Raw genomic sequence first — 18480 nt, forward strand, 5'->3', positions numbered from 1 at the left:
TCCCCGCATCTCGAGGAGAATTCGGTGAGCGAACCCAACGACATGCCAGGCCACTTGGCGCGCCGGTTCCAGCAGATCGCCGTGGCCGTGTTTCTGGCCGAAGTGGAAGAGGCCGGCTTCGACCTCACCCCGGTGCAATATGCGGCGCTTGCGACCATCAAGGCCAATCCGGGCCTCGACCAGGTCACGCTCGCCGGCCTGATCGCCTATGACCGCACCACCATCACCGGTGTGGTCGATCGGCTGGTGCAGAAGGGCCTTGCCGAGCGCCGCGCCAGTTCGCGCGACCGCCGCGCCCGCGAGCTCGAGATCACCGACGAGGGCCGCCGTACGCTGCGCAAGATCACACCGGCCGTCGAATCCGCGCAAGCGATCATGCTGCGCGGTCTCAGCGCCAAGGAGGGCGAGGAGCTGATGCGGCTGCTGCGCAAGGCCATCGCCGCCGGCAACGAGCTCAGCCGTGCGCCCTTGCGCGAGGCGCAGGCCTGAGCGGCATTCTGCACGTATTTGTCGCAGTGCTGCGAAACCTGGAACTAACCTTCGGCTGTTACGGTCGGCGTCAATTCCGCGCTTAACGCGCAATTAACTTTGCCGGTTTGGAGTTTCGGATGTTCAGGTTCGTTGTTGCGACCGCAGTCATCGTACTGTCCGCCGGCCATGCGCTCGCGAACGGCCACGGCGGCGGTGAAGCCCCTCCTCCGCCGAAGCCCGACGCGACGATCGCGCCCGCGAAGGTGATCCTGACCAAGCAGGGTCCCAAGCTCGTCGATCTCAAGGGGATGACGCTCTACACTTACGAGCGCGATACCACCGGCAAGACGTCGAACTGCAACGGCAAGTGCACCCAGAGCTGGGTGCCGCTCGCCGCAACCGCCGAAGCCAAGGCCATCGGCGACTTCACCGTGATCGACCGCGAAGACGGCAGCAAGATGTGGGCGTATCGCTATCGCCCGCTCTACACCTCGCCGGCCGACAAGGCGCCGGGCGATGCCAACGGCAACGCCACGACGCTGCAATGGCGCATCGCGCGGCCTGAAAATTGAGCTCTGCTAGCGCGCCAGGTCAGTCGGGACCGGCTTCCAGACCGGTATCTTCGCGCTCGGCTGAAGCGGTTTGACTTCCGCGTTCACCACCACCGGTCCGGTCAAGAACCAGACCGCTGCCACGGCCGTGATCGCCACCGCTACGCCAAAAGCCGCAAACCCCTTCATCTTTCCGTCCCTTCCGTCTCTGGCACTCAGTTGCTGAGAACGACGCCGTGCTGATGGCGCGACGGATGATCGGCGCCGACCAGCGAGTCCGGATCGGCAACGATCACCACCTCCGGCAAAGGCACCGGCTCGAGGCCGGCGAAGCGGCGATACAGCGCGCCCATGATGGCCCCGCAGAAGGCTGCCGGCACCAGCAGGGCAGCGAAGACCGGCACGACCAGCACCAGCAACAGCGCGCAGCCGAATGCCGCCGCGCCTCCGATCGCCGCGTATTGCCACGCGCTGCGGCGGCTCATCGCGCGCGCGATGTGGTGCACGCAGAGCATGAAGATGCACGACGGAATAACCGAAATCACTATCATGACCATGAAGGTCTGCGCCGGGATCACGGCCGCGAAGATATGGGCGGTGCTCTTGTCCGCGAAACCGTTCATCAGGAGCGGCATCAGCGTATAGGGCAGAAGCGTTGCAAGCACGGTCGGCATCAGGGCGGCAATCGCAATCCCCGCGACCGACGTGCGGACGCGCACCGGTCCGTCGAAGACCCTTGGCGGAGCCGCCGGCGTGCCGGCGGCGGCCGCACCGGTGGCACCCAAAACCGGGCTCAGGCCGGCGAACTGGCCATAGAGGAAGCCGCCGAACATTCCCGCGATTGTCGGCAACAGACCGATCGTCACCACCGCCCCGTCGCCGGGCGCGGCCAGCTGGATGTGGTTGCGGACCGCGATGCCGTAGCTTGCGGCGGCCACGATGCCGCCCATCAGGCCATAGGCGAGACGGCTCGATATCGTCCACTGCCGCAGCACGATGTGCCCGGCGAACAGAAAGGCTGCATTGATCGCCATGCGGCCCGCGAAGAACGCCAGGATCTGGTCCGGCGCAGGCACGCCAGCGGGATCGGTCACCTGCCCGCCCGCGATGGCGAAGGCCATCAGCACGGCTTCGACGATGGCCAGCGGTATCAGCGCGGCGAACAGCGCGCGCGGCGAGTTCTTGACGACATGCATGCGAGCAACCCCTTGCTCGCTGCACGCTAGACGCGAAGCGTTACGGCCTGCGCAAGACAATGCCTAAAATTGTCGGCAAGCACGTCACCCGCGCCAGTTGGGTCCCGTCTCGATCTGCGCGCTCTGGCCCGGCGGCAGCACCACGACGGTCGCGTCGAGCTTCACGCGATCGAACAGATCGATCACGTCCTCGTTGCGCATCCGGATGCAACCCGACGAGATTGCCTGCCCGATATATTCCGGCTGGTTGGTGCCATGGATGCGGTAGAGCGTGTCCTTGTTGCCGACATAGAGATAGATGCCGCGTGCGCCCAGCGGATTGGCCGGACCACCGGGAACGCGCGCCGGATACGGCCCGAGCCGCGCCTGGATTTCCGGCGTCGGCACCCAGTCCGGCCATTCGGCAAGGCGTCCAACGCGCGCAACGCCCGAGAAGGCCATCGCCTCCTCGCCGACCGCCACGCCATAGCGGATCGCCTTGCCGTCGGGCAGAACGTAGTAGAGGTAGCGCGCATCGGTATCGACCAGGATCGTGCCCGGCTGCTCCTTGCGCGGATAATCGACGATGTGACGGAGATATTGCTCGGGCACGCTCGCCTGCGCGTAAGGCGCGTGCGCGAGCAACTGCCGGTCGCGCGGCGTCATGCTCGCGTCCGTCGACGGCGAGAGTGTCGTCTGCATGCAGCCGCCAAGCGGCAGCAAGGCAACGACGAACCAAGCGAGTCTAGATTTTGGCACCACCGGCCCCCCGATAGCGGATAGCAGCGCCCCCAGCAGAGCGAGATGCTGCCCAAATCGTGCTGAAAACAAGGCAACGCGGAACACGTGACCGTGTCCGGCCGGTCCGGTTCCATCACCACATCTGGCGGAAGACGGCCGCGATGTCTCCATCGCCTCGCCTTGCTTTGGTCAAACGCGGCTGGACTCGTGCGCCATCGGGCCAGCCTCGTCGGATGTGGATGGGCTCACGCAACGGATCGGCTCGCGCCAATGCGAACGACCAAGGGGTCAAAGGAGCTGCGATGCTCGCGACGTTGAACAGCCGGCAAATCGTTGATGAGATCGTGAAGGACACGGTCAAGGACAATGACCCGCATGACGCGGTGCAGATTTCAACCGACGTGATCAGGGCATCGCGCACCGGCAGCGAGGCGCCAACGCTGGCACCGGAGTTCACGGCTCGCCCCGAGCCGAAATTCGGGCCCGAGCCCAAAGTGACGATGGAGCCGAAGCTCAGCCCCGCGCCGGAGCCGCAAGCAGTTGTGCCCTCGGTCGACACTGCCGTGCGCATGACCGCGAGCGATGATCACATCAGGCCGAAGCGATCGGCCGCCGGCAGGTGGCTGCGCGGCGCCTTCGTGACGTTCGTGTTCGCGGGCGGCAGCGCTGCTGCCACGGTCGCCTGGGAGAAGCACGGCGACACCGCGACCAGGATGCTCGCCGAATGGACACCGGCACTGGCGTCGCTGCTGCCCTCGCCATCGCAGACGACACCGGTCGCGGCCGCACAGGCCGCGCCGCCGGCTGCGCCGGATCAGACCGTCGATCAAGCTTCAACGCCGCCCGCGACGACGCCGGTTGCGACGGACGCAGCCGCGCCAGCAGCAACGCAAGCCGATGCCGCGCCATCGGTGGAATCGATGACGCGCGACATGGCCGCGATGGCGCAGCAGATCGAGCAGCTCAAGGCGAACATCGCCGAGTTGAAGGCCGGTCAGGAGCAGATGGCGCGGGAGATGGCAAAGCCCCCTGCGCCAAAGCCGGTGGCTGAAGCGCGACCGCCGGTCAATCCGCCCACGCGTGTATCTGCACTGCCGCAGCGACCTCCGGCGCCCAAGCAGCCGGTTCGCAAACCGAAACCGGTCGTGTCGCACACCTATATGCCGGCCTACTCGCCGCCGCCCGCACCTCCGCCGCCGCCTTCGCAGGCTGCCGCTGTCCCACCGCCACCGGTCGCAACGACGCAAGCCGTTGCCGACGATGACGGACCCGTCGTGCGTCCGCCAATGCCGGTGCATTAGAGCTGCGTCGAGAGATCTGCCTCGAATGACGACGCAAGCTGTCCGACTCGATGCGGTCGGTTGAGTCCGTGCAACTACGGTGATGCGTCGCTCGCGCAAAGAGAAAAGGCCGTCGGGATCTATGCCGCCGGCCTTCTCTTGCAGCTGCCGGTTCCCGGAGCCCGGTTCTGCTGCAATTCCATGCCTCATGATCAGGCCGACATATTTAATAAAATCTTAAGGCGCGCGAACGATGCACATCATTTCTGCGCCATAAGCACAGAGATTACGCGCTCCGTTCGTCGGCTGGATATCGACTCAGTGGTACGATCCAGCATGTCTTGAAGACTTCCGTTGAAGGCTTCTTTCGAGACATTGGGTCGTCACACCGGGGAATTCGGATGCCTTACTATTCCTTCGATCTCGTTGACGGTGAAGAGTTCAAGAACCAGGGCGGAATCATCCTCGAGGGTATCGAGGTCGCTTCCGATCGCGCCGTTCAACTGGCCAGCGAGCTGTCACAGGTGAAGCCTGAGTTGCAGCGGAAGGGTTGCGCCGTGCGCGTCACCGATCGCGATCACAACGAAGTCTATCGCACGCCGCTCGATCCCGTGCCGGCCTGGCGTCGCTAGCTACTCGCCGACGTCAGGCGCTTCGAACCAGTTCGTCAGCGACAATCCGCCGTCGACGACGAAAGCTGCGCCGGTGACGTAGCCGGAGAGCTTGTTCGACAGCACGGTAAGCGCGACAGGCACGAGGTCGCCTGCCTCGCCGAGACGCCCGAGCGGAATGTGCTTCGCCAGCGAAGCACCCGCGACGAATCCGCCGGCCGCGATCGCCCCCGGCACCAGCGCGTTGACGCGGATGCCGTGACGGCCGAACGTCTTCGCAAGCTCCTTCACCAGCATCGCCATCCCCGCCTTCGCCGTCGAGTAGTGCGGCAGGTTGCGCGGCGTGCCCGCATGCAGCGACGTCAGAAACAGGAATGAGCCCGATCGTTTCGCCGCGATCAGCCGCTTTGCGATCTCGCGCGCCAGATGAAAGCCGGCTTCGAGATTGACGGCGTGCATCTCCTGCCATGTCTGGCGATCGACCGCGAGCGCGTGATCGGCCTCGCGCCGCGGCGGAGAGGCACTGTGCACGAAATGCGTGACCTCGCCGAGCTCGACATCGGCGGCCGCAAGCAGTTCGTCGCACGCCTCCAGTCTGGAGAGATCGCCGATCCAGGGCAGCGCCAGGCCGGGAGTCTTGCTCGCACCGATGGCGGCCTTCACCCGCTCGGCATTCACATCGGCAAACAGCGTCCTGACACCCTCCCCGACCAGGCCCAGCGCGATGGCGCGGCCGATGCCGTTGCCGGCACCGGTGACGAGCGCCCGGTCGTGCGCAGGATCGAACGGCGTGCTGAACAGGCTCATGGCGTTCTCCGGAGGCCGGGGACAGCTAATCTAGCGCGCCCCACGAACTGGCGACAATCGGCCCCGGCAACCATTGCGGAGCGGCGCGCCGGACGATAGCCTCCCCAAAAAACGAGGAGGACCCAAGGATGCGCTACCCCTTGCTGATGGCAGGCCTGTTACTGATCGCAGCTCCCGCCCAGGCGGCTGACGACCACACGCGCTCGACCTATGTGACGATGGTCTTGCAGGCCTTTGCCGCCAAGGTCGAATGCCCCAATACGGACGTCGTCTATCAGGATCTGGTGCAGAAGGCGCAGCAGATGCAGCTGCCCGACGGGACCACCGAACAGGTTCGCAAGGCCATTGCCTGGATGCACACCGGCGGCAAGATGGGCGAGAAGCAGGCCGACGACGTCATGGCGGAGGTTGCAGTCGCGACCCAGATGACCGATCTCGACCAGCGCCGGCTCGGCATGAGCAATTGGTGCGAGAAACAGAAGACCAGCCTTGCCGGCCTGATCCGCAGCAAGGGCAGTTAGGCCTTTCTCACCGTTAAGGACGCTGGGACGGAACCTGCGTCCCGGCCCATAATCGTCACATTCCTGGCCAGCATGCGGGCGTCTTAAATCTGGAGAATCCCATGCGGATCGCTCATTTCGTCTTCGTCGGCGTACTCGTGGCGAGCGCCGCGCTGGCCGCGCCAGCGCTGGCGAAGAATTACAAGGCCCAGAAGGGCGAGGACAAGGAGACCTCGTCGTCGTGCAGCGCCTATCAGCAGGCGCCGGACGGATCGTGGGAGCAGCTCCCCTGCAACGAGACCGGCGAGCGGGCGCAACCACAAACCCAGCACAAGCCGGTGACGCCGGGCGCCGACCAGGGCGAGCGCTAAGCCCAACGCGCGAGCGGGAACCGGCCGGCTTCATCAGGGTTGAGCCCGGCAGCTTGCCGCGGTCCGCAGGCCGATTAAAGTGCCGTGGGCAGGGCTGAGGAGCAGCCCTCTGGAAACGCCAACCCCGCGAGCGCTTGTGGATTCGATCGAGTTTGATGACCTGCAACGCCGCCTGAAGGCGCTTGAGGAGGAAAACGCACGCCTCAAGGCGCAGGGCATCGCCGTCGTCAGCGAGCGGCAAAAGGCGGAGTCAGCGCTCGCCGAAAGCGAGGAGCGCTATCGGACGCTGTTCAACTCGATCGACGAAGGCTTTTGCATCATCGAATTCTTCGATGGTCCGCACGGCCCGCTCAGCGACTACATCCATGTCGAGGCCAATCCCGCCTACACTCAGCATGCCGGCATTCCCAACGTGGTCGGGCAGAAGGTCCGCGAGATGGTGCCTGCCGAGGCGGACGGCTGGGTGGAGCTTTATGGTGGTGTCCTGCGTACCGGTATACCGATCCGCTTCGAGCGCGAGCTGGTTGCGACCCGGCGGCACCTCGAACTGGCCGCCTTCCGGGTCGAGCCGGCCAGCCGCAAGCAGGTCGCGGTGCTGTTCCAGGACATCACCGCGCGGAAGCGTGCCGAAGTCGAGCTTCAGCGTCTCAACGAGACGCTGGAGGCGCGCGTGGTCGCAGCGCTTGCGGAACGCAAGCTGATGGCCGACATCGTCGAGGGCACCAACGCCTTCGTGCAGGTCGTCGATCCCGATTTCCGCTGGCTCGCCATCAACGGCGCCTCGGCCGAGGAATTTCAGCGCATCTACGGCATCATGCCGAAGGTTGGTGACGACATGCTTGAGCTTCTGAAGGACCAGCCGGAGCATCGCGACGCCATTCGCGCCGTCTGGTCCAGAGCTCTTGCGGGTGAGGAATTCGTCGAGATCGGCGAATTCGGCGATCCCCGGCGCACCCGCCGATCCTACGAGATGCGCTTCAATTGCCTGCGCGATGGCGAAGGCCGGCTCATCGGCGCCTATCAGTTCGTCTACGACGTCACCGAGCGCCTGAAGGAGCAGGAACGCCTGCGTCAGGCCGAAGAGGCGCTGCGCCAATCGCAGAAGATGGAGGCGGTCGGCCAGTTGACCGGCGGCATCGCGCACGACTTCAACAATCTGCTCACCGGCATCACCGGCTCGCTGGAGCTGCTGCAGACCCGACTCGGCCAGGGACGCGTCAAGGAGATCGACCGCTACGTGACCGCTGCCCAAGGCGCAGCCCGGCGCGCAGCGGCCCTCACCCACCGCCTGCTCGCCTTCTCGCGGCGGCAGACGCTCGATCCGAGGCCCACCGACCTGAACCGGCTGGTGATGGGCATGGAGGAATTGATCCGCCGCACCGTCGGACCCGAAATCGCGCTGGAGGTCGTCACCGCGGGCGGATTGTGGGCGACGCTGATCGACGCCTCGCAGCTCGAAAACGCGCTGCTCAATCTCTGCATCAATGCCCGCGACGCGATGCCCGGGGGTGGCCGCATCACCATCGAAACCGCCAATCGCTGGCTCGACGAGCATGGCGCCGGCGAACGCGATCTCGAACCCGGGCAATACGTCTCGCTGTGCGTCACCGACACCGGGACCGGCATGGCGCCCGACGTGATCGAGCGCGCCTTCGATCCGTTCTTCACCACCAAGCCAATGGGCCAGGGCACCGGGCTCGGTCTGTCGATGGTCTACGGCTTCGTGCGGCAATCCGGCGGCCAGGTGCGCATTTATTCGGAGGTCGGCCAGGGCACCACCATGTGCCTCTATCTGCCGCGCCATTACGGCAGGGAGACCGAGAAGCCCTCGGCACTCGTCAGCAAGAGCACGGTGCGCCCGCAGGCGAGCCACACGATCCTGATCGTCGATGACGAGCCGTCGATCCGCATGCTGCTGACAGACGCGCTGGAGGAAATCGGCTTTGACGTCATCGAGGCGCATGACGGCCCGACCGGCCTGAAAATCCTGCAATCGGACGCGACCATCGACCTGCTCATCACCGATGTCGGCCTGCCCGGCGGCATGAATGGCCGCCAGCTCGCCGATGCGGCGCGCGCGACCAAGCCCGAACTCAAGGTGCTGTTCATCACCGGCTATGCGGAGAACGCGATCATCGGCAACGGCCAGCTCGCGCCGGGCATGCAAGTGCTGACCAAGCCGTTCGTCGTCGAGGCGCTGGCGGGCCGCGTGCTCGATATGATCAAGGACGGAACCGGGTCGGGCTGACGGATCCGGTTCCAGCGCGTCAGCTAAGGGCCGGTCCGCGCATGATCTTCATGGCGTCGGCGATGTGGCGCCACTCCTTGGCCTCTTCGGCATCGCCGCGGCCTTCGCAAGCCTGGGCCTGTTCGGAGGCCTTCGCAATCGCAGCGAAACCATGCTGTTCCAGCATCTGCCGGGCGACGGTGTGAACCTGGACCTCGGACATCATGGGCGCTTCTCCGGATTTGACGATACCGCGGAGCCTGGCTCACGCGGGTCTCGGACAACGATTTCGCCGCAGATCCTGTTCCGCCATGCACGCAAAACAAAGGCGGCCCGCCGTGCCCGGCGGACCGCCTTCACCCACCCCAAAGTCTTCGGCCGCGCCCCCTACGCGACCGCCACTTTCTTGCGCTCGAAGTCGTTGGGCACCTCGATGTCGACCTCGAGGGTCGAAACCTCGTCGCCGCGCTCGAGCCTCACGATCACCTTGGTCGGATCGAGCGTCACGTGCCTGGAGACGACGGCGAGAATTTCCTCACGCAGCACACCGAGCAGATCGGGCTGGCCGCGCATTCCGCGTTCATGGGCCAACAGGATCTGCAGCCGTTCGCGAGCGACGGGTGCGGACGCCTTGTTGCCGCGGAGAAGCCGGAGCAGACCCATGCTCATGCAGCCCTCCGTCGCAGCAGACGATCCATGAAGCCCTTGCGCTCGGTCGGCACCTGCATGGCGACGGTCTCGCCGCAGAGCCGCCGCGCCGCGTCGATATAGGCCCGCGCGGGAGCGCCATCGGCGTTCGACAGCGTCACCGGCGTGCCGACGTTGGAGGCGCGCAGCACGTCCTGGCTCTCGGGAATGATGCCCAGCAAGGGCGTCGCGAGGATTTCGAGGATGTCGTCGATGGTCAGCATCTCGCCGCGCGCGGCGCGCGAGGGATCGTAGCGGGTGATGAGAATGTGCTTCTCGACGCGCTCGCCCTTCTCGGCCCGCACGGTCTTGGAATCGAGCATGCCGATGATGCGGTCGGAATCGCGCACCGAGGAGACTTCCGGATTGGTGACGATCACGGCTTCATCCGCAAAGCGCATCGCCATCGAGGCGCCGCGCTCGATGCCGGCCGGGCTGTCGCAGATCACCCAGTCGAAACGGCTGCGCAGGTCGGCGATGACCTTGCCGACGCCCTCTTCCGTCAGCGCGTCCTTGTCGCGGGTTTGCGAGGCCGGCAGCAGCCAGAGGTTCTCCAGCCGCTTGTCCTTGATCAGCGCCTGCGGGAGTTTTGCAACGCCCTGCACCACGTTGATCAGGTCGAACACCACGCGGCGTTCGGCGCCCATCACGAGATCGAGGTTGCGCAGGCCGACGTCGAAATCGACGACGACGACCTTGTCGCCGCGTTGCGCCAGCGCAGCCCCCAGTGCGGCGGTCGTCGTCGTCTTGCCGACGCCGCCCTTGCCTGATGTCACGACCAGTACCTTGGCCATCTCAAATATCTCCTTCTGGTCAGTTCAGCGCAGTAATTCGCATGGTGTTGCCCTGCAGCCAGGCCTGGGCTGGCCGGCCGCGCAAGGCTTCGTCGATGTCGTCGGCAGTCTGATAAAATCCGTCGATTGCAAGCAGCTCGGCCTCGATCTTCTGGCAATAGATGCGCGCGCTCGTGTGACCGTTCACGCCCGCCATGGCGCGGCCGCGGAGCGCGCCGTAGATGTGGATGGACCCGCCGGCAACGACCTCGGCGCCGGAGCCGACCGAACCGAGGATCGTGACGTCGCCTTCGGGGAAGATCACGGTCTGGCCGGAGCGCACGGGGCTCTCGAGCAGCAGCGAAGTCGGCCTGGTCTCGGCCTTCGCATCCGGTTTCCTGGGTGCAGTCTGCTCGATCACGCAGCTCCGTCCGCCCGAGAGCAGCGGCGGCATGGATGGCGTGAGCCGACCCTCCTCCACGCCCTCGATGCCGAGCACGCGGATGTTGCGGTCCTGCAGGCTGGTGAGCAGATGGCCGATGCCCGATTGGCTGAGGTCGACCGAGGACAGGTCGACCACCACGGGCCGTCCGGCGAAGAAGCCCGGCGAGCGCGCGATCGTGGCGTCGATCTCCTGGAGCCAGTCCTGGATCGGAACCGTCGGCACGAACACGAAGGCCACATAGGAGCGCCCGCGCAGGCGCACCATCTGGCGTTGGACTTTTGCTGCAGCCTCCATGGCGGCCGACTCGTTCCCTGTTATTGAATGGTTAACGATGCCTCCGATATGGTTAACGCCCGGTTAATCTCTCCGTGGGGTTACGTGGGTGGCGCGGGGCCAGCGCCCTGCCCGTAGCCCGGATGGGCAAGGGCGCCGCGGAGACCGCCGTGCCCTTCTCATCATCAAGTCTTGTTGCGCATCTTGCTCAGCAGATCGTTGTCGTGAAAATTCTCCGCGATCTGTGTGTAGAACAGCCGGATTCACGCCGTCGTATTTCTCGAGCATCCAGGCGCCGGCGGCGGACGCGGCCTGCTTGACGATTGCCTGGTTACTGTGCGGCGTTTCATGACGGGTCTCTCCCTCGGCGTCAGGCTTGAAATGGATGGCGTAAGCCGCGGTCTTCGCGGACCGGTTGTCCGTTCCAGCCACGCAGTTCAAGCCATGATCAAGGAGGGGCGACCTGCCGAATCGCCGCCGTCGCACGCCCCGAGGATCGCTCAGGCGTCCCCCACGAAGATCGACAACGCCTGTCGCAATTCCTTGTAGGCGCGCGGTCCGATCTTGGCTGCGAGCGCCTTGTCACTCGCGGCGGCCGCCGGCCTCAGCCGGCCCAGCAGCGCCGTGCCGGTCTCGGTCAGGTAGAGCACGTAATAGCGGCGGTTGATCGCCGACGCCGTGCGCCGAACGAGGCCGCGGCCTTCAAGATGATCTACCAGCCTGCCGAGCCCTGCCCGCTCGATCGACAGAAGCTGCGCGACGGCGAGTTGGTTGACGCCGGGATTGGCGTCGATCACGCAGAGCACGGAAAACTGCGCGGGGCTGATCTCGAAGGCCGCCAATTGCCGGCTGAACTCCTTGAAGATCCAGAGCTGCGCCCGGCGGATGGAATAGCCGAGCAACTGCGAGAGATCTCCGAGCGCAAGCGGTTTCGCCCGGACCGGCGTCGCGCCGGACGCGACGCGCGGTGCGGCTCGCGAGGGCTTGGTCACACGCGCCTGAGGTCGCTTGGATGGGACCCGTTTTCTCACCGGTGCCTTGCCTGGCTGCATCGTTGCGCGTCTTTCGCAAAGCCTGTGCACGCGCACCCGGCTGGGATGTGTGGATTCGGGCAATGAGTCTAACGCAACGCCGCCCGATCGAGAAGCCGAGCGAAACCCGCCATCGGGCCGGCAGCTTCTACGACAGGTTGCACGGCAATATCGCGCAATGCGTCATGTTGACACGGCAACATGGCTCGCCTAAGGATCGTGAAAGCCCGCCGTGACACGAGCGGGTTCAAGGGGAGCGAACGTCCGTGCCGTCATCTGGGGTGGGCACCGATCCGCATGCCATTGCGCATCGCGTCGGGAGACTTTTCACGCGACCGAAGCTGCGTCGTGGCTCATCGCCGGCGCGCGCGTATCTCGAAACGGCAATTCCAAGGATGCTTCCGATCACGTGACGCTTCGCCGGGCGGCGGGCGCCAGGCGCTTTCGTTCGATCATCAGCAATGAAACCGGGAGGGCATGACATGAACCGACTTTTCCTCGCCTCGTCGATCATCGCCACATGGGCATCTGTTGGCCCGCAGGCCGCCGCGCACGGGCTACCGCCGAGCGGCGTCGCCCCGCGCGCGTCCTGCACCGCCCTCACCGGCCTCATGCTTCCGAACACGCAGATCCTGAGCGCGACGCAGAAGCCGGGCTATTGCAACGTGGTCGGCATCATCAACAAGCGCGTCTCCACGCAGGACCCCGATCATTTCACCTACGGCATCGGCTTTGCGCTCAACCTGCCCAACACCTGGCACGGCCGCTTCGAGATGATGGGCGGCGGCGGCACCGACGGTAGCCTCAATGCCGACCCGCAGGGCGCGGCCGGAGTCGAGGTCGGCCAGGGCTGGGCGGTCGCGGCCGATGACGGCGGCCACGAGGACAGCGCGACCAATGTGGTCGGCGGCCATCAGGACGACGATGCCAATGCCGGCGGCTCCGCACATTTCGCGATCGATGCGCAGGCACGCCGCGACTACGGCTACAACGGCATCGAGAAGACCGCGACGACCGCCAAGCAGATCATCTCCTATTTCTACGGCCTCGACACCGTCCATTCCTACATCATGGGCTGCTCGAACGGCGGACGCGATGCGATGGTCGCCTCGCAGCGGTCACCCTGGCTGTTCGACGGCGTGATCTCGCAGAACCCCGGCTTCAACCTGCCGCAGGCGGGCCTTGCCGAAGCCTGGAACGAACAGGTGCTCGGCACGCTCTCAACCAGCAAGGATGTCAACGGCCAGCCGTTCATTCCCGACACCTTCCCGCAACAGGACCTTCAGGTGGCGTCGGCCGCGATCCTGAGCGCCTGCGACGCGCTCGACGGCCTCGTCGACGGCATCATCGACAATTACCACGCCTGCACGGCGAAGAAGGTTTATCCGGCACTCGCGAGTTACACCTGCGGCACCGGCACGCACGGCGGCACGCCGCATGGCGGCACCTGTCTCACAGGCGCGCAGGTCGATGTGCTGAAGAAGATCTATACCGGCCCGGTCAATTCAAAGGGCGAGCGGCTCTATTCGAACTGGTTCTGGGATGCCGGCATCTGGACGCCGCCCACCGCGCCCGGTGCAGGCTGGCAATTCTGGAACGTCGTCACCGCCCCGGTGCCCGGCGTCAACACGGCGATCAATTTGACGCTCGGCGCCGGCGCGATCCCGATGATCTTCCAGACGCCGCCCGTGGTCACGCCCGTCAACGGACCGAACGGCCAGGAAGCCTTCGTGTTCAAGTTCAGCTTCGACACCGACGCGCCGAAGATCTTCACGAAGACGGCGGCCTATCCGGAAAGCTCGATGGACTTCATGGCGGCGGTCTCGACCGATTTGCGCCCGTTCAAGTCGCGCGGCGGCAAGCTGATCATCTCGTCCTCGGTCAATGACGGCATCTTCTCGGGCGCCGCGATCGCACGCTGGTATCGTAAGATGAACCAGCGCATGGACAATCATGCGAGCGATTTCGCGCGGCTGTTCATGATCCCCAACATGGCCCATTGCGGCGGCGGCGCGGCCACCACCAGCTTCGCCACCAACGAGCTCAAGGCCATCACGGACTGGGTCGAGAATGGCATCGCACCGGAACGCATCATCGCGGCCAACACCAACACCGCCTCGCCCTACCCGACCGGCGGCGTATTCGATCCGCGAATTGCCCAGAACTTCCCGGCCGGAGGCACGCGACCGCTCTGCGTCTATCCCAAGATTGCATCGTACAAGGGCAGCGGCCTGACCAGCGATGCCGCCAACTTTGCGTGTATCGATCCCGGCTTCAGCCGTGGCGGCGACCACGACTTCCACGACGATGACGACGGCCGCAGCCGCGATCAGCATTGACCATCGCGCCTCCGTATCGTGTCCCGACGCGCTGCAACGCTCTTAGCATTGCCGCGCTGCGTCCGGGGCGCAAGCGGACAGAGCTCGCGCTAAAACTCAGAGCAGCTTGGCGCTCACGAACAGCGCGCGCACCGCGTTGGTCGCCTGGACCGCAAGCATGGCATTGCCGGCGGCGCCCTCCAGCGCGTGGACTGCGTCGTCATGCAGGGAGCGGAATTCCATCCACTCGACCGATTTGAAGTTGGTGAGGAATTGATAGGCCTGGCCGACCGTCGCGATCGCCAGCGTGTCACCGTTCAGCTTGATCTTGAACGTGGTGCGCAGCGGGGTCTCGGAGCTTGCTGGATCACTCATGGGCTGCTTCTGGACGACAACGGCTTAACGAAGGGAAAACGGCAGCCCCGCCGTCCAGCGAATATCAGGAATCGGTGCTGCCGCGCTGCGAGGCGGTGGTCGCGCCGCTCAGGCTCGGCACCACCACCAGGCGGTTGAACTCGCCATTGTCGTAGGCCTTGAGGAAGCGATCATAGTCCTTGATCGAGACGCAGCCGTTGGAATCGCCGCGCGGCCCGAGCATGTAGGTGTGGGTGAGCAGGCCGACGCGGCCGAGCGCGCTGGTGCCGTCGGTCGGCGTCATGCGCAGCGCCCGCACGCCGTGGAACAGTTTTTCGCGCGGCTTGAGGTCGTAGGTCGCAGGCGGGGTCGCGCCGACCATGCGCTGGTCGACATGGTCAGGATCGTCCATCAGCGCGCCCATGCCCGAATGGGCCTCGATGGTGACGCCGCTCGGCAAGTAAAGCGCCTTGGCCTTGATGTCATAGACCGCGGTTCGCGAATCGTAGCCGAGCGCGGCGAGGTCCGGCGCCTTGCCGAACAGGCCGCTGTCGGGTGTCAGCGAGGCCAGCCTGATCTTGTCGGTGAATTTCTCGAAGAAGTTGCGATTGTCGACGCGAGGATTGCTCTCGGCATAGGCCTGGCTGGAGGCAATCTGGGCGCTGAAGTCCGCCTGCACCGGCCGCGAGCGCGGCATCGGGACAGCGTCGGCGTGCTGCGAGGACTTCGCGGTCTCGTCGGTTGCAGACGGGTCGTTCTCGGCGAGGGTGGAGCGCCAATCGTCGCCCTGGAGCTTTTGGGCGAGCATCGCCTTGGCATCGCGCAGCTTGAGCTGGACAGCGTTCAGGGCGGAGCGCTCCATCGTCCGCAGACCAAGCTCGCGCGCAGGCGGGTTGCCCGACAGCGAGGCGAAGCGGTCTTCGAACGACGGTGCATTGGCCGGCGGCAGTGCAGCAGTGACCAGCGGGGTCGAGTCGCCGATATCGGCGACCCACGCAGCGGCGCCGAGCGCCAGCGCGATGGCAGCCATAGACAGCAGTATTGTCTCGGCTCGCCCAATACGGCGGCGCGACAACAGCCTCTCGGCGCGTACGCGGTCGGAAACCATCAGATCCCCAAATCAGCCCCCGGGGGACCCAACCCCCACCCGGAGACTCTCTATACCAGCTACCACATTGGGAGCCAAAAGTTAGGCATAATCGCGGCCGGCAAGTCGCCCGGAGGTATCCTATGACCGATCCTTTCGATCTAGAGCGCTTCCTGAGAGCCCAAGACCCGGTTTTTCGCGCCGTCCAGGGTGAGCTGGCCGAGGGACGGAAGCAAAGCCACTGGATGTGGTTCGTCTTTCCGCAAATCACCGGCCTCGGAATCAGCGCCATGTCCCAGCGCTACGCCATTGGCTCGCGGGCGGAGGCCAAGACCTATCTCGCCCACCCCGTCCTCGGCCCGCGCCTGATCGAATGCACTCGCCTCGTGCTCGCCGTGCAAGGGCGAACCATCAATGCGATCCTCGGCGCGCCCGACGACGCCAAATTCCGCTCGTCGATGACGCTGTTCGGCGAGGTCGCCGCAGAACCCGTTTTCGGCGAAGCGCTCGCCAGATATTTCGACGGTGAGCGCGATGATGCGACGCTGGAGATCCTCGCAGCCCTTGATCGAAAGACCTAGCCGGCACCCGTCTCGCGGCCGGCAGCGTAAACCCGCAATTAAGACGGTCGCTCTATTTTTCGGAGAATTTCCTTCTCCGCCTGCGCAATTGCTGGACGAACCATGAAAATCGGTACGCTGCTGACCACTGCCATCGTCTCGCTCTCGACCGTCGGCGGAGGTCTTGCCGTCTACGTCGCCGTGACGAAATACCAGACGATAGAGCGCATCACCGAGGCGCAGGGCCGGCTCGCCATCGTGCGTGCCGTCAGCGACATCCCGCGCTATCTCAACCCCGAGCGCGGTTTTGCCACCAACATCCTCTATGGTCCTGCGACTGTCGACCCTGCCCAGCTGTCCGAGCACGACAAGCTTCGCAAGCAGACCGACGGCGCGCGCGACAAGATGAACGCGCTGCGCAAGGAGCTGCCCGGCGCGTTCGATGACGGCGGCACCATCGGCAGCAACATCGACGCCATCAATTCGAAATTCACTTCACTGCGCGAAGCCGTCGACCAGGCCATCGCGGGGCCGGCAGACGCACGCAAGGACGCCGCCAGAAAGATCGTCGCCGACAATGCCGTGCTCAACGCCGGCGTTACCGCGCTGCTCAACGAGCAGGTCCGCCGCATGGCGATCCTCAATGGCGATGCCTACCGCCAGGCGAGCTATGCCAACATCGCGATGACGCTGCGCGACATCGGCGGCCTCAATGCCAGCGTGCACAAGAACCTCGTCGGCGGCAAGAAGGTGGCGACCGATGCCGAGAAGGCCGATGTTGCCCGCATGCAGGGTCGCAACGACCAGATCGTGATGTCGCTCCAGGAACTGCGCGGTAACCCCACCACGCCCGCGAACGTCGCATCCGCCCTGGAGAGGATGAACACCGTCTATGTCGAAGGCTTCGGCCGCGAGCTGAAGCTCGTCAAGGACGGCGCGGTCAGCGGCAAATACGAGCACGACGTCGGCACCTACTACGCCGCATCGCAACTCGGTCTCAGCGCGATCATCGGCGTCCGCGACGCCTTCTACGACAATGCCGAGCAGATCCTCGCCGGCGCGTCCGCCGCCGCGCGCACCAGCTTCACGATCGCACTGGTCGGCCTGCTCGCCGTGCTGATCGCCAGCGCCGGCCTCATCGTGATGGTCCGCCGCCGCGTCTGCGCTCCCATCGTCAGCCTGACGACCCGGATGTCGCAGCTCGCCGACGGCGAAGTTGCGGATGCCATCCCCGGCGCCGAGCGTTCCGACGAGATCGGGGCGATGGCCGCGGCCGTGCAGGTCTTCAAGGACAACATGATCCGCGCCGACAGGCTCGCGGCCGAAAAGCAGGCCGAGAACGACGGCAAGATGCGCCGCGCCCAGGCGCTCGACGAATTGACCCGCGCCTTCGAGGCCAAGATCACCGAACTGGTCGGCGGCCTGTCGCAGGCCTCCTCCACCATGGAGAGCACCGCGCAGTCGATGACCTCGACGGCGGCCCAGACCAACAGCCAGGCCGCGGTCGTCGCTGCCGCCTCCGAGCAGACCTCGACCAACGTGCAGACCGTCGCCAGCGCGACGGAAGAGCTGACCTCCTCGATCGCCGAGATCGGCCGTCAGGTCGCTCAATCGACCGAGATCGCGGCCCGCGCCGTCGACAACGCCCGCCGCACCGGCGACACCGCGCGTGCACTTGCCGAAGGCGCGCAGAAGATCGGCGACGTCGTCACGCTGATCCAGAGCATCGCCGAGCAGACCAATTTGCTGGCGCTCAACGCCACCATCGAGGCCGCGCGTGCCGGCGACGCCGGCCGCGGCTTTGCGGTCGTCGCGTCCGAGGTGAAGTCGCTGGCCGGACAGACCGCCAAGGCCACCACCGAGATCTCCGAGCAGATCACGGCGATCCAGGCCGCGAGCGACGAGACCGTGAACGCGATCCGCAACGTCGCCGACGTCATCGCCGAGATCGACCAGATCGGCACCGCGATTGCGGCCGCGATCGAGGAACAGGGCTCGGCGACCCGGGAGATCTCCCGCAGCGTCCAGGAAGCCGCGCGCGGCACCCAGGAGGTCAACACCAACATTTCAGGCGTGCAGCGCGCGGCAGACGACACCGGCACGGCCGCGCAGGAGGTTCTCGGCGCCGCCGAACAGCTCTCGACCCAGTCGCGCGACCTTGCCGGCCAGTTCGACCGCTTCCTCGGCGAAGTCAGGGCGGCTTAGGGCAGCAACGACG

21 protein-coding genes are annotated in these 18480 nt (G+C 65.6%); 10 read left to right on the top strand and 11 right to left on the bottom strand.

The window, feature by feature from the left end:
- The first annotated feature begins 24 nt into the window (after positions 1-24).
- A complete protein-coding gene (locus XH90_RS20575; protein WP_194476174.1) occupies positions 25-489 on the top strand; it encodes a MarR family winged helix-turn-helix transcriptional regulator in 465 nt (154 codons plus the stop codon).
- 119 nt (positions 490-608) lie between these two features.
- A complete protein-coding gene (locus XH90_RS20580) occupies positions 609-1043 on the top strand; it encodes a hypothetical protein (RefSeq protein ID WP_194476175.1) in 435 nt (144 codons plus the stop codon).
- 6 nt (positions 1044-1049) lie between these two features.
- On the opposite strand, the gene XH90_RS20585 is transcribed toward XH90_RS20580, so the two are convergent.
- The 3 genes from XH90_RS20585 to XH90_RS20595 all read right to left on the bottom strand — a co-directional run bounded on the left by XH90_RS20585 (position 1050) and on the right by XH90_RS20595 (position 2899).
- The gene (locus tag XH90_RS20585; protein ID WP_194476176.1) at positions 1050-1211 is read right to left on the bottom strand and encodes a hypothetical protein; all 162 of its coding nucleotides are present in this window, start codon (positions 1209-1211) and stop codon (positions 1050-1052) included.
- 26 nt (positions 1212-1237) lie between these two features.
- The gene (locus XH90_RS20590; protein WP_194476177.1) at positions 1238-2218 is read right to left on the bottom strand and encodes a hypothetical protein; all 981 of its coding nucleotides are present in this window, start codon (positions 2216-2218) and stop codon (positions 1238-1240) included.
- A gap of 84 nt (positions 2219-2302) precedes the next feature.
- A complete protein-coding gene (locus XH90_RS20595) occupies positions 2303-2899 on the bottom strand; it encodes a L,D-transpeptidase (protein WP_194476178.1) in 597 nt (198 codons plus the stop codon).
- 341 nt (positions 2900-3240) lie between these two features.
- On the opposite strand from XH90_RS20595, the gene XH90_RS20600 reads away from it, so the two are divergent.
- The gene (locus tag XH90_RS20600; protein WP_194476179.1) at positions 3241-4239 is read left to right on the top strand and encodes a hypothetical protein; all 999 of its coding nucleotides are present in this window, start codon (positions 3241-3243) and stop codon (positions 4237-4239) included.
- A gap of 380 nt (positions 4240-4619) precedes the next feature.
- Positions 4620-4850 (top strand): hypothetical protein, encoded by a 231-nt coding sequence (locus XH90_RS20605; protein WP_194476180.1) that lies wholly within the window; start codon positions 4620-4622, stop codon positions 4848-4850.
- Here XH90_RS20605 and XH90_RS20610 read toward each other — a convergent pair whose 3' ends face one another.
- The gene (locus XH90_RS20610) at positions 4851-5636 is read right to left on the bottom strand and encodes an SDR family NAD(P)-dependent oxidoreductase (RefSeq protein ID WP_194476181.1); all 786 of its coding nucleotides are present in this window, start codon (positions 5634-5636) and stop codon (positions 4851-4853) included.
- 128 nt (positions 5637-5764) lie between these two features.
- Here XH90_RS20610 and XH90_RS20615 point away from each other — a divergent pair, with 128 nt between their 5' ends.
- From XH90_RS20615 to XH90_RS20625, 3 genes are all read left to right on the top strand, one after another.
- Positions 5765-6157: a hypothetical protein gene (locus tag XH90_RS20615; RefSeq protein ID WP_194476182.1), complete on the top strand. Its 393-nt coding sequence runs from the start codon at positions 5765-5767 to the stop codon at positions 6155-6157.
- A 101-nt stretch (positions 6158-6258) separates the two neighbouring features.
- Entirely contained in the window at positions 6259-6507 is a 249-nt protein-coding gene (locus XH90_RS20620) for a hypothetical protein (protein WP_194476183.1), read from the top strand.
- Between the two features lie 136 nt (positions 6508-6643).
- Positions 6644-8755: a PAS domain-containing protein gene (locus XH90_RS20625; RefSeq protein WP_194476184.1), complete on the top strand. Its 2112-nt coding sequence runs from the start codon at positions 6644-6646 to the stop codon at positions 8753-8755.
- A 19-nt stretch (positions 8756-8774) separates the two neighbouring features.
- On the opposite strand, the gene XH90_RS20630 is transcribed toward XH90_RS20625, so the two are convergent.
- The 5 genes from XH90_RS20630 to XH90_RS20650 form a co-directional block, all read right to left on the bottom strand.
- Positions 8775-8960, bottom strand: a complete 186-nt coding sequence (locus tag XH90_RS20630) for a hypothetical protein (RefSeq protein ID WP_194476185.1) — start codon at positions 8958-8960, stop codon at positions 8775-8777.
- Between the two features lie 161 nt (positions 8961-9121).
- Positions 9122-9403: a cell division topological specificity factor MinE gene (gene minE / locus XH90_RS20635; RefSeq protein ID WP_100175708.1), complete on the bottom strand. Its 282-nt coding sequence runs from the start codon at positions 9401-9403 to the stop codon at positions 9122-9124.
- Positions 9400-10215, bottom strand: coding sequence for a septum site-determining protein MinD (gene minD / locus XH90_RS20640; RefSeq protein ID WP_194476186.1), 816 nt, complete (start codon positions 10213-10215; stop codon positions 9400-9402). Before minD ends, minE begins: the two co-directional genes overlap by 4 nt.
- A gap of 19 nt (positions 10216-10234) precedes the next feature.
- A complete protein-coding gene (gene minC / locus XH90_RS20645) occupies positions 10235-10933 on the bottom strand; it encodes a septum site-determining protein MinC (RefSeq protein ID WP_194476187.1) in 699 nt (232 codons plus the stop codon).
- A 479-nt stretch (positions 10934-11412) separates the two neighbouring features.
- Complete coding sequence (locus XH90_RS20650; RefSeq protein ID WP_246755539.1) at positions 11413-11904, bottom strand: MarR family winged helix-turn-helix transcriptional regulator; 492 nt, start codon at positions 11902-11904, stop codon at positions 11413-11415.
- Between the two features lie 521 nt (positions 11905-12425).
- On the opposite strand from XH90_RS20650, the gene XH90_RS20655 reads away from it, so the two are divergent.
- Positions 12426-14282: a tannase/feruloyl esterase family alpha/beta hydrolase gene (locus XH90_RS20655; protein ID WP_194476189.1), complete on the top strand. Its 1857-nt coding sequence runs from the start codon at positions 12426-12428 to the stop codon at positions 14280-14282.
- Positions 14283-14378: 96 nt separating this feature from the next.
- Here XH90_RS20655 and XH90_RS20660 read toward each other — a convergent pair whose 3' ends face one another.
- Together XH90_RS20660 and XH90_RS20665 are read right to left on the bottom strand one after the other, a co-directional pair.
- Positions 14379-14636: a hypothetical protein gene (locus tag XH90_RS20660; protein ID WP_194476190.1), complete on the bottom strand. Its 258-nt coding sequence runs from the start codon at positions 14634-14636 to the stop codon at positions 14379-14381.
- A gap of 64 nt (positions 14637-14700) precedes the next feature.
- Positions 14701-15654 (bottom strand): DUF2778 domain-containing protein, encoded by a 954-nt coding sequence (locus tag XH90_RS20665; RefSeq protein ID WP_371748370.1) that lies wholly within the window; start codon positions 15652-15654, stop codon positions 14701-14703.
- A gap of 191 nt (positions 15655-15845) precedes the next feature.
- Between XH90_RS20665 and XH90_RS20670 the strand changes: the two genes are divergently transcribed.
- Positions 15846-16283, top strand: coding sequence for a DUF1810 domain-containing protein (locus XH90_RS20670; RefSeq protein ID WP_194476192.1), 438 nt, complete (start codon positions 15846-15848; stop codon positions 16281-16283).
- Positions 16284-16385: 102 nt separating this feature from the next.
- Positions 16386-18467: a methyl-accepting chemotaxis protein gene (locus tag XH90_RS20675; RefSeq protein ID WP_194476193.1), complete on the top strand. Its 2082-nt coding sequence runs from the start codon at positions 16386-16388 to the stop codon at positions 18465-18467.
- Positions 18468-18480 lie beyond the last annotated feature (13 nt).

The organism is Bradyrhizobium sp. CCBAU 53338 (genome assembly GCF_015291665.1).
Lineage (GTDB): Bacteria > Pseudomonadota > Alphaproteobacteria > Rhizobiales > Xanthobacteraceae > Bradyrhizobium.

Bases quoted from the DNA above. Each gene is read 5' to 3' on its own strand.
- XH90_RS20610 (WP_194476181.1), bottom strand. From the start codon at position 5,636: ATGAGCCTGTTCAGCACGCCGTTCGATCCTGCGCACGACCGGGCGCTC.
- XH90_RS20615 (WP_194476182.1), top strand. From the start codon at position 5,765: ATGCGCTACCCCTTGCTGATGGCAGGCCTGTTACTGATCGCAGCTCCC.
- XH90_RS20600 (WP_194476179.1), top strand. From the start codon at position 3,241: ATGCTCGCGACGTTGAACAGCCGGCAAATCGTTGATGAGATCGTGAAG.
- XH90_RS20605 (WP_194476180.1), top strand. From the start codon at position 4,620: ATGCCTTACTATTCCTTCGATCTCGTTGACGGTGAAGAGTTCAAGAAC.
- XH90_RS20590 (WP_194476177.1), bottom strand. From the start codon at position 2,218: ATGCATGTCGTCAAGAACTCGCCGCGCGCGCTGTTCGCCGCGCTGATA.
- XH90_RS20660 (WP_194476190.1), bottom strand. From the start codon at position 14,636: ATGAGTGATCCAGCAAGCTCCGAGACCCCGCTGCGCACCACGTTCAAG.
- XH90_RS20620 (WP_194476183.1), top strand. From the start codon at position 6,259: ATGCGGATCGCTCATTTCGTCTTCGTCGGCGTACTCGTGGCGAGCGCC.
- XH90_RS20675 (WP_194476193.1), top strand. From the start codon at position 16,386: ATGAAAATCGGTACGCTGCTGACCACTGCCATCGTCTCGCTCTCGACC.
- XH90_RS20585 (WP_194476176.1), bottom strand. From the start codon at position 1,211: ATGAAGGGGTTTGCGGCTTTTGGCGTAGCGGTGGCGATCACGGCCGTG.
- minD (WP_194476186.1), bottom strand. From the start codon at position 10,215: ATGGCCAAGGTACTGGTCGTGACATCAGGCAAGGGCGGCGTCGGCAAG.
- XH90_RS20655 (WP_194476189.1), top strand. From the start codon at position 12,426: ATGAACCGACTTTTCCTCGCCTCGTCGATCATCGCCACATGGGCATCT.
- XH90_RS20670 (WP_194476192.1), top strand. From the start codon at position 15,846: ATGACCGATCCTTTCGATCTAGAGCGCTTCCTGAGAGCCCAAGACCCG.
- XH90_RS20580 (WP_194476175.1), top strand. From the start codon at position 609: ATGTTCAGGTTCGTTGTTGCGACCGCAGTCATCGTACTGTCCGCCGGC.
- XH90_RS20595 (WP_194476178.1), bottom strand. From the start codon at position 2,899: ATGCAGACGACACTCTCGCCGTCGACGGACGCGAGCATGACGCCGCGC.
- minE (WP_100175708.1), bottom strand. From the start codon at position 9,403: ATGAGCATGGGTCTGCTCCGGCTTCTCCGCGGCAACAAGGCGTCCGCA.
- minC (WP_194476187.1), bottom strand. From the start codon at position 10,933: ATGGAGGCTGCAGCAAAAGTCCAACGCCAGATGGTGCGCCTGCGCGGG.
- XH90_RS20630 (WP_194476185.1), bottom strand. From the start codon at position 8,960: ATGATGTCCGAGGTCCAGGTTCACACCGTCGCCCGGCAGATGCTGGAA.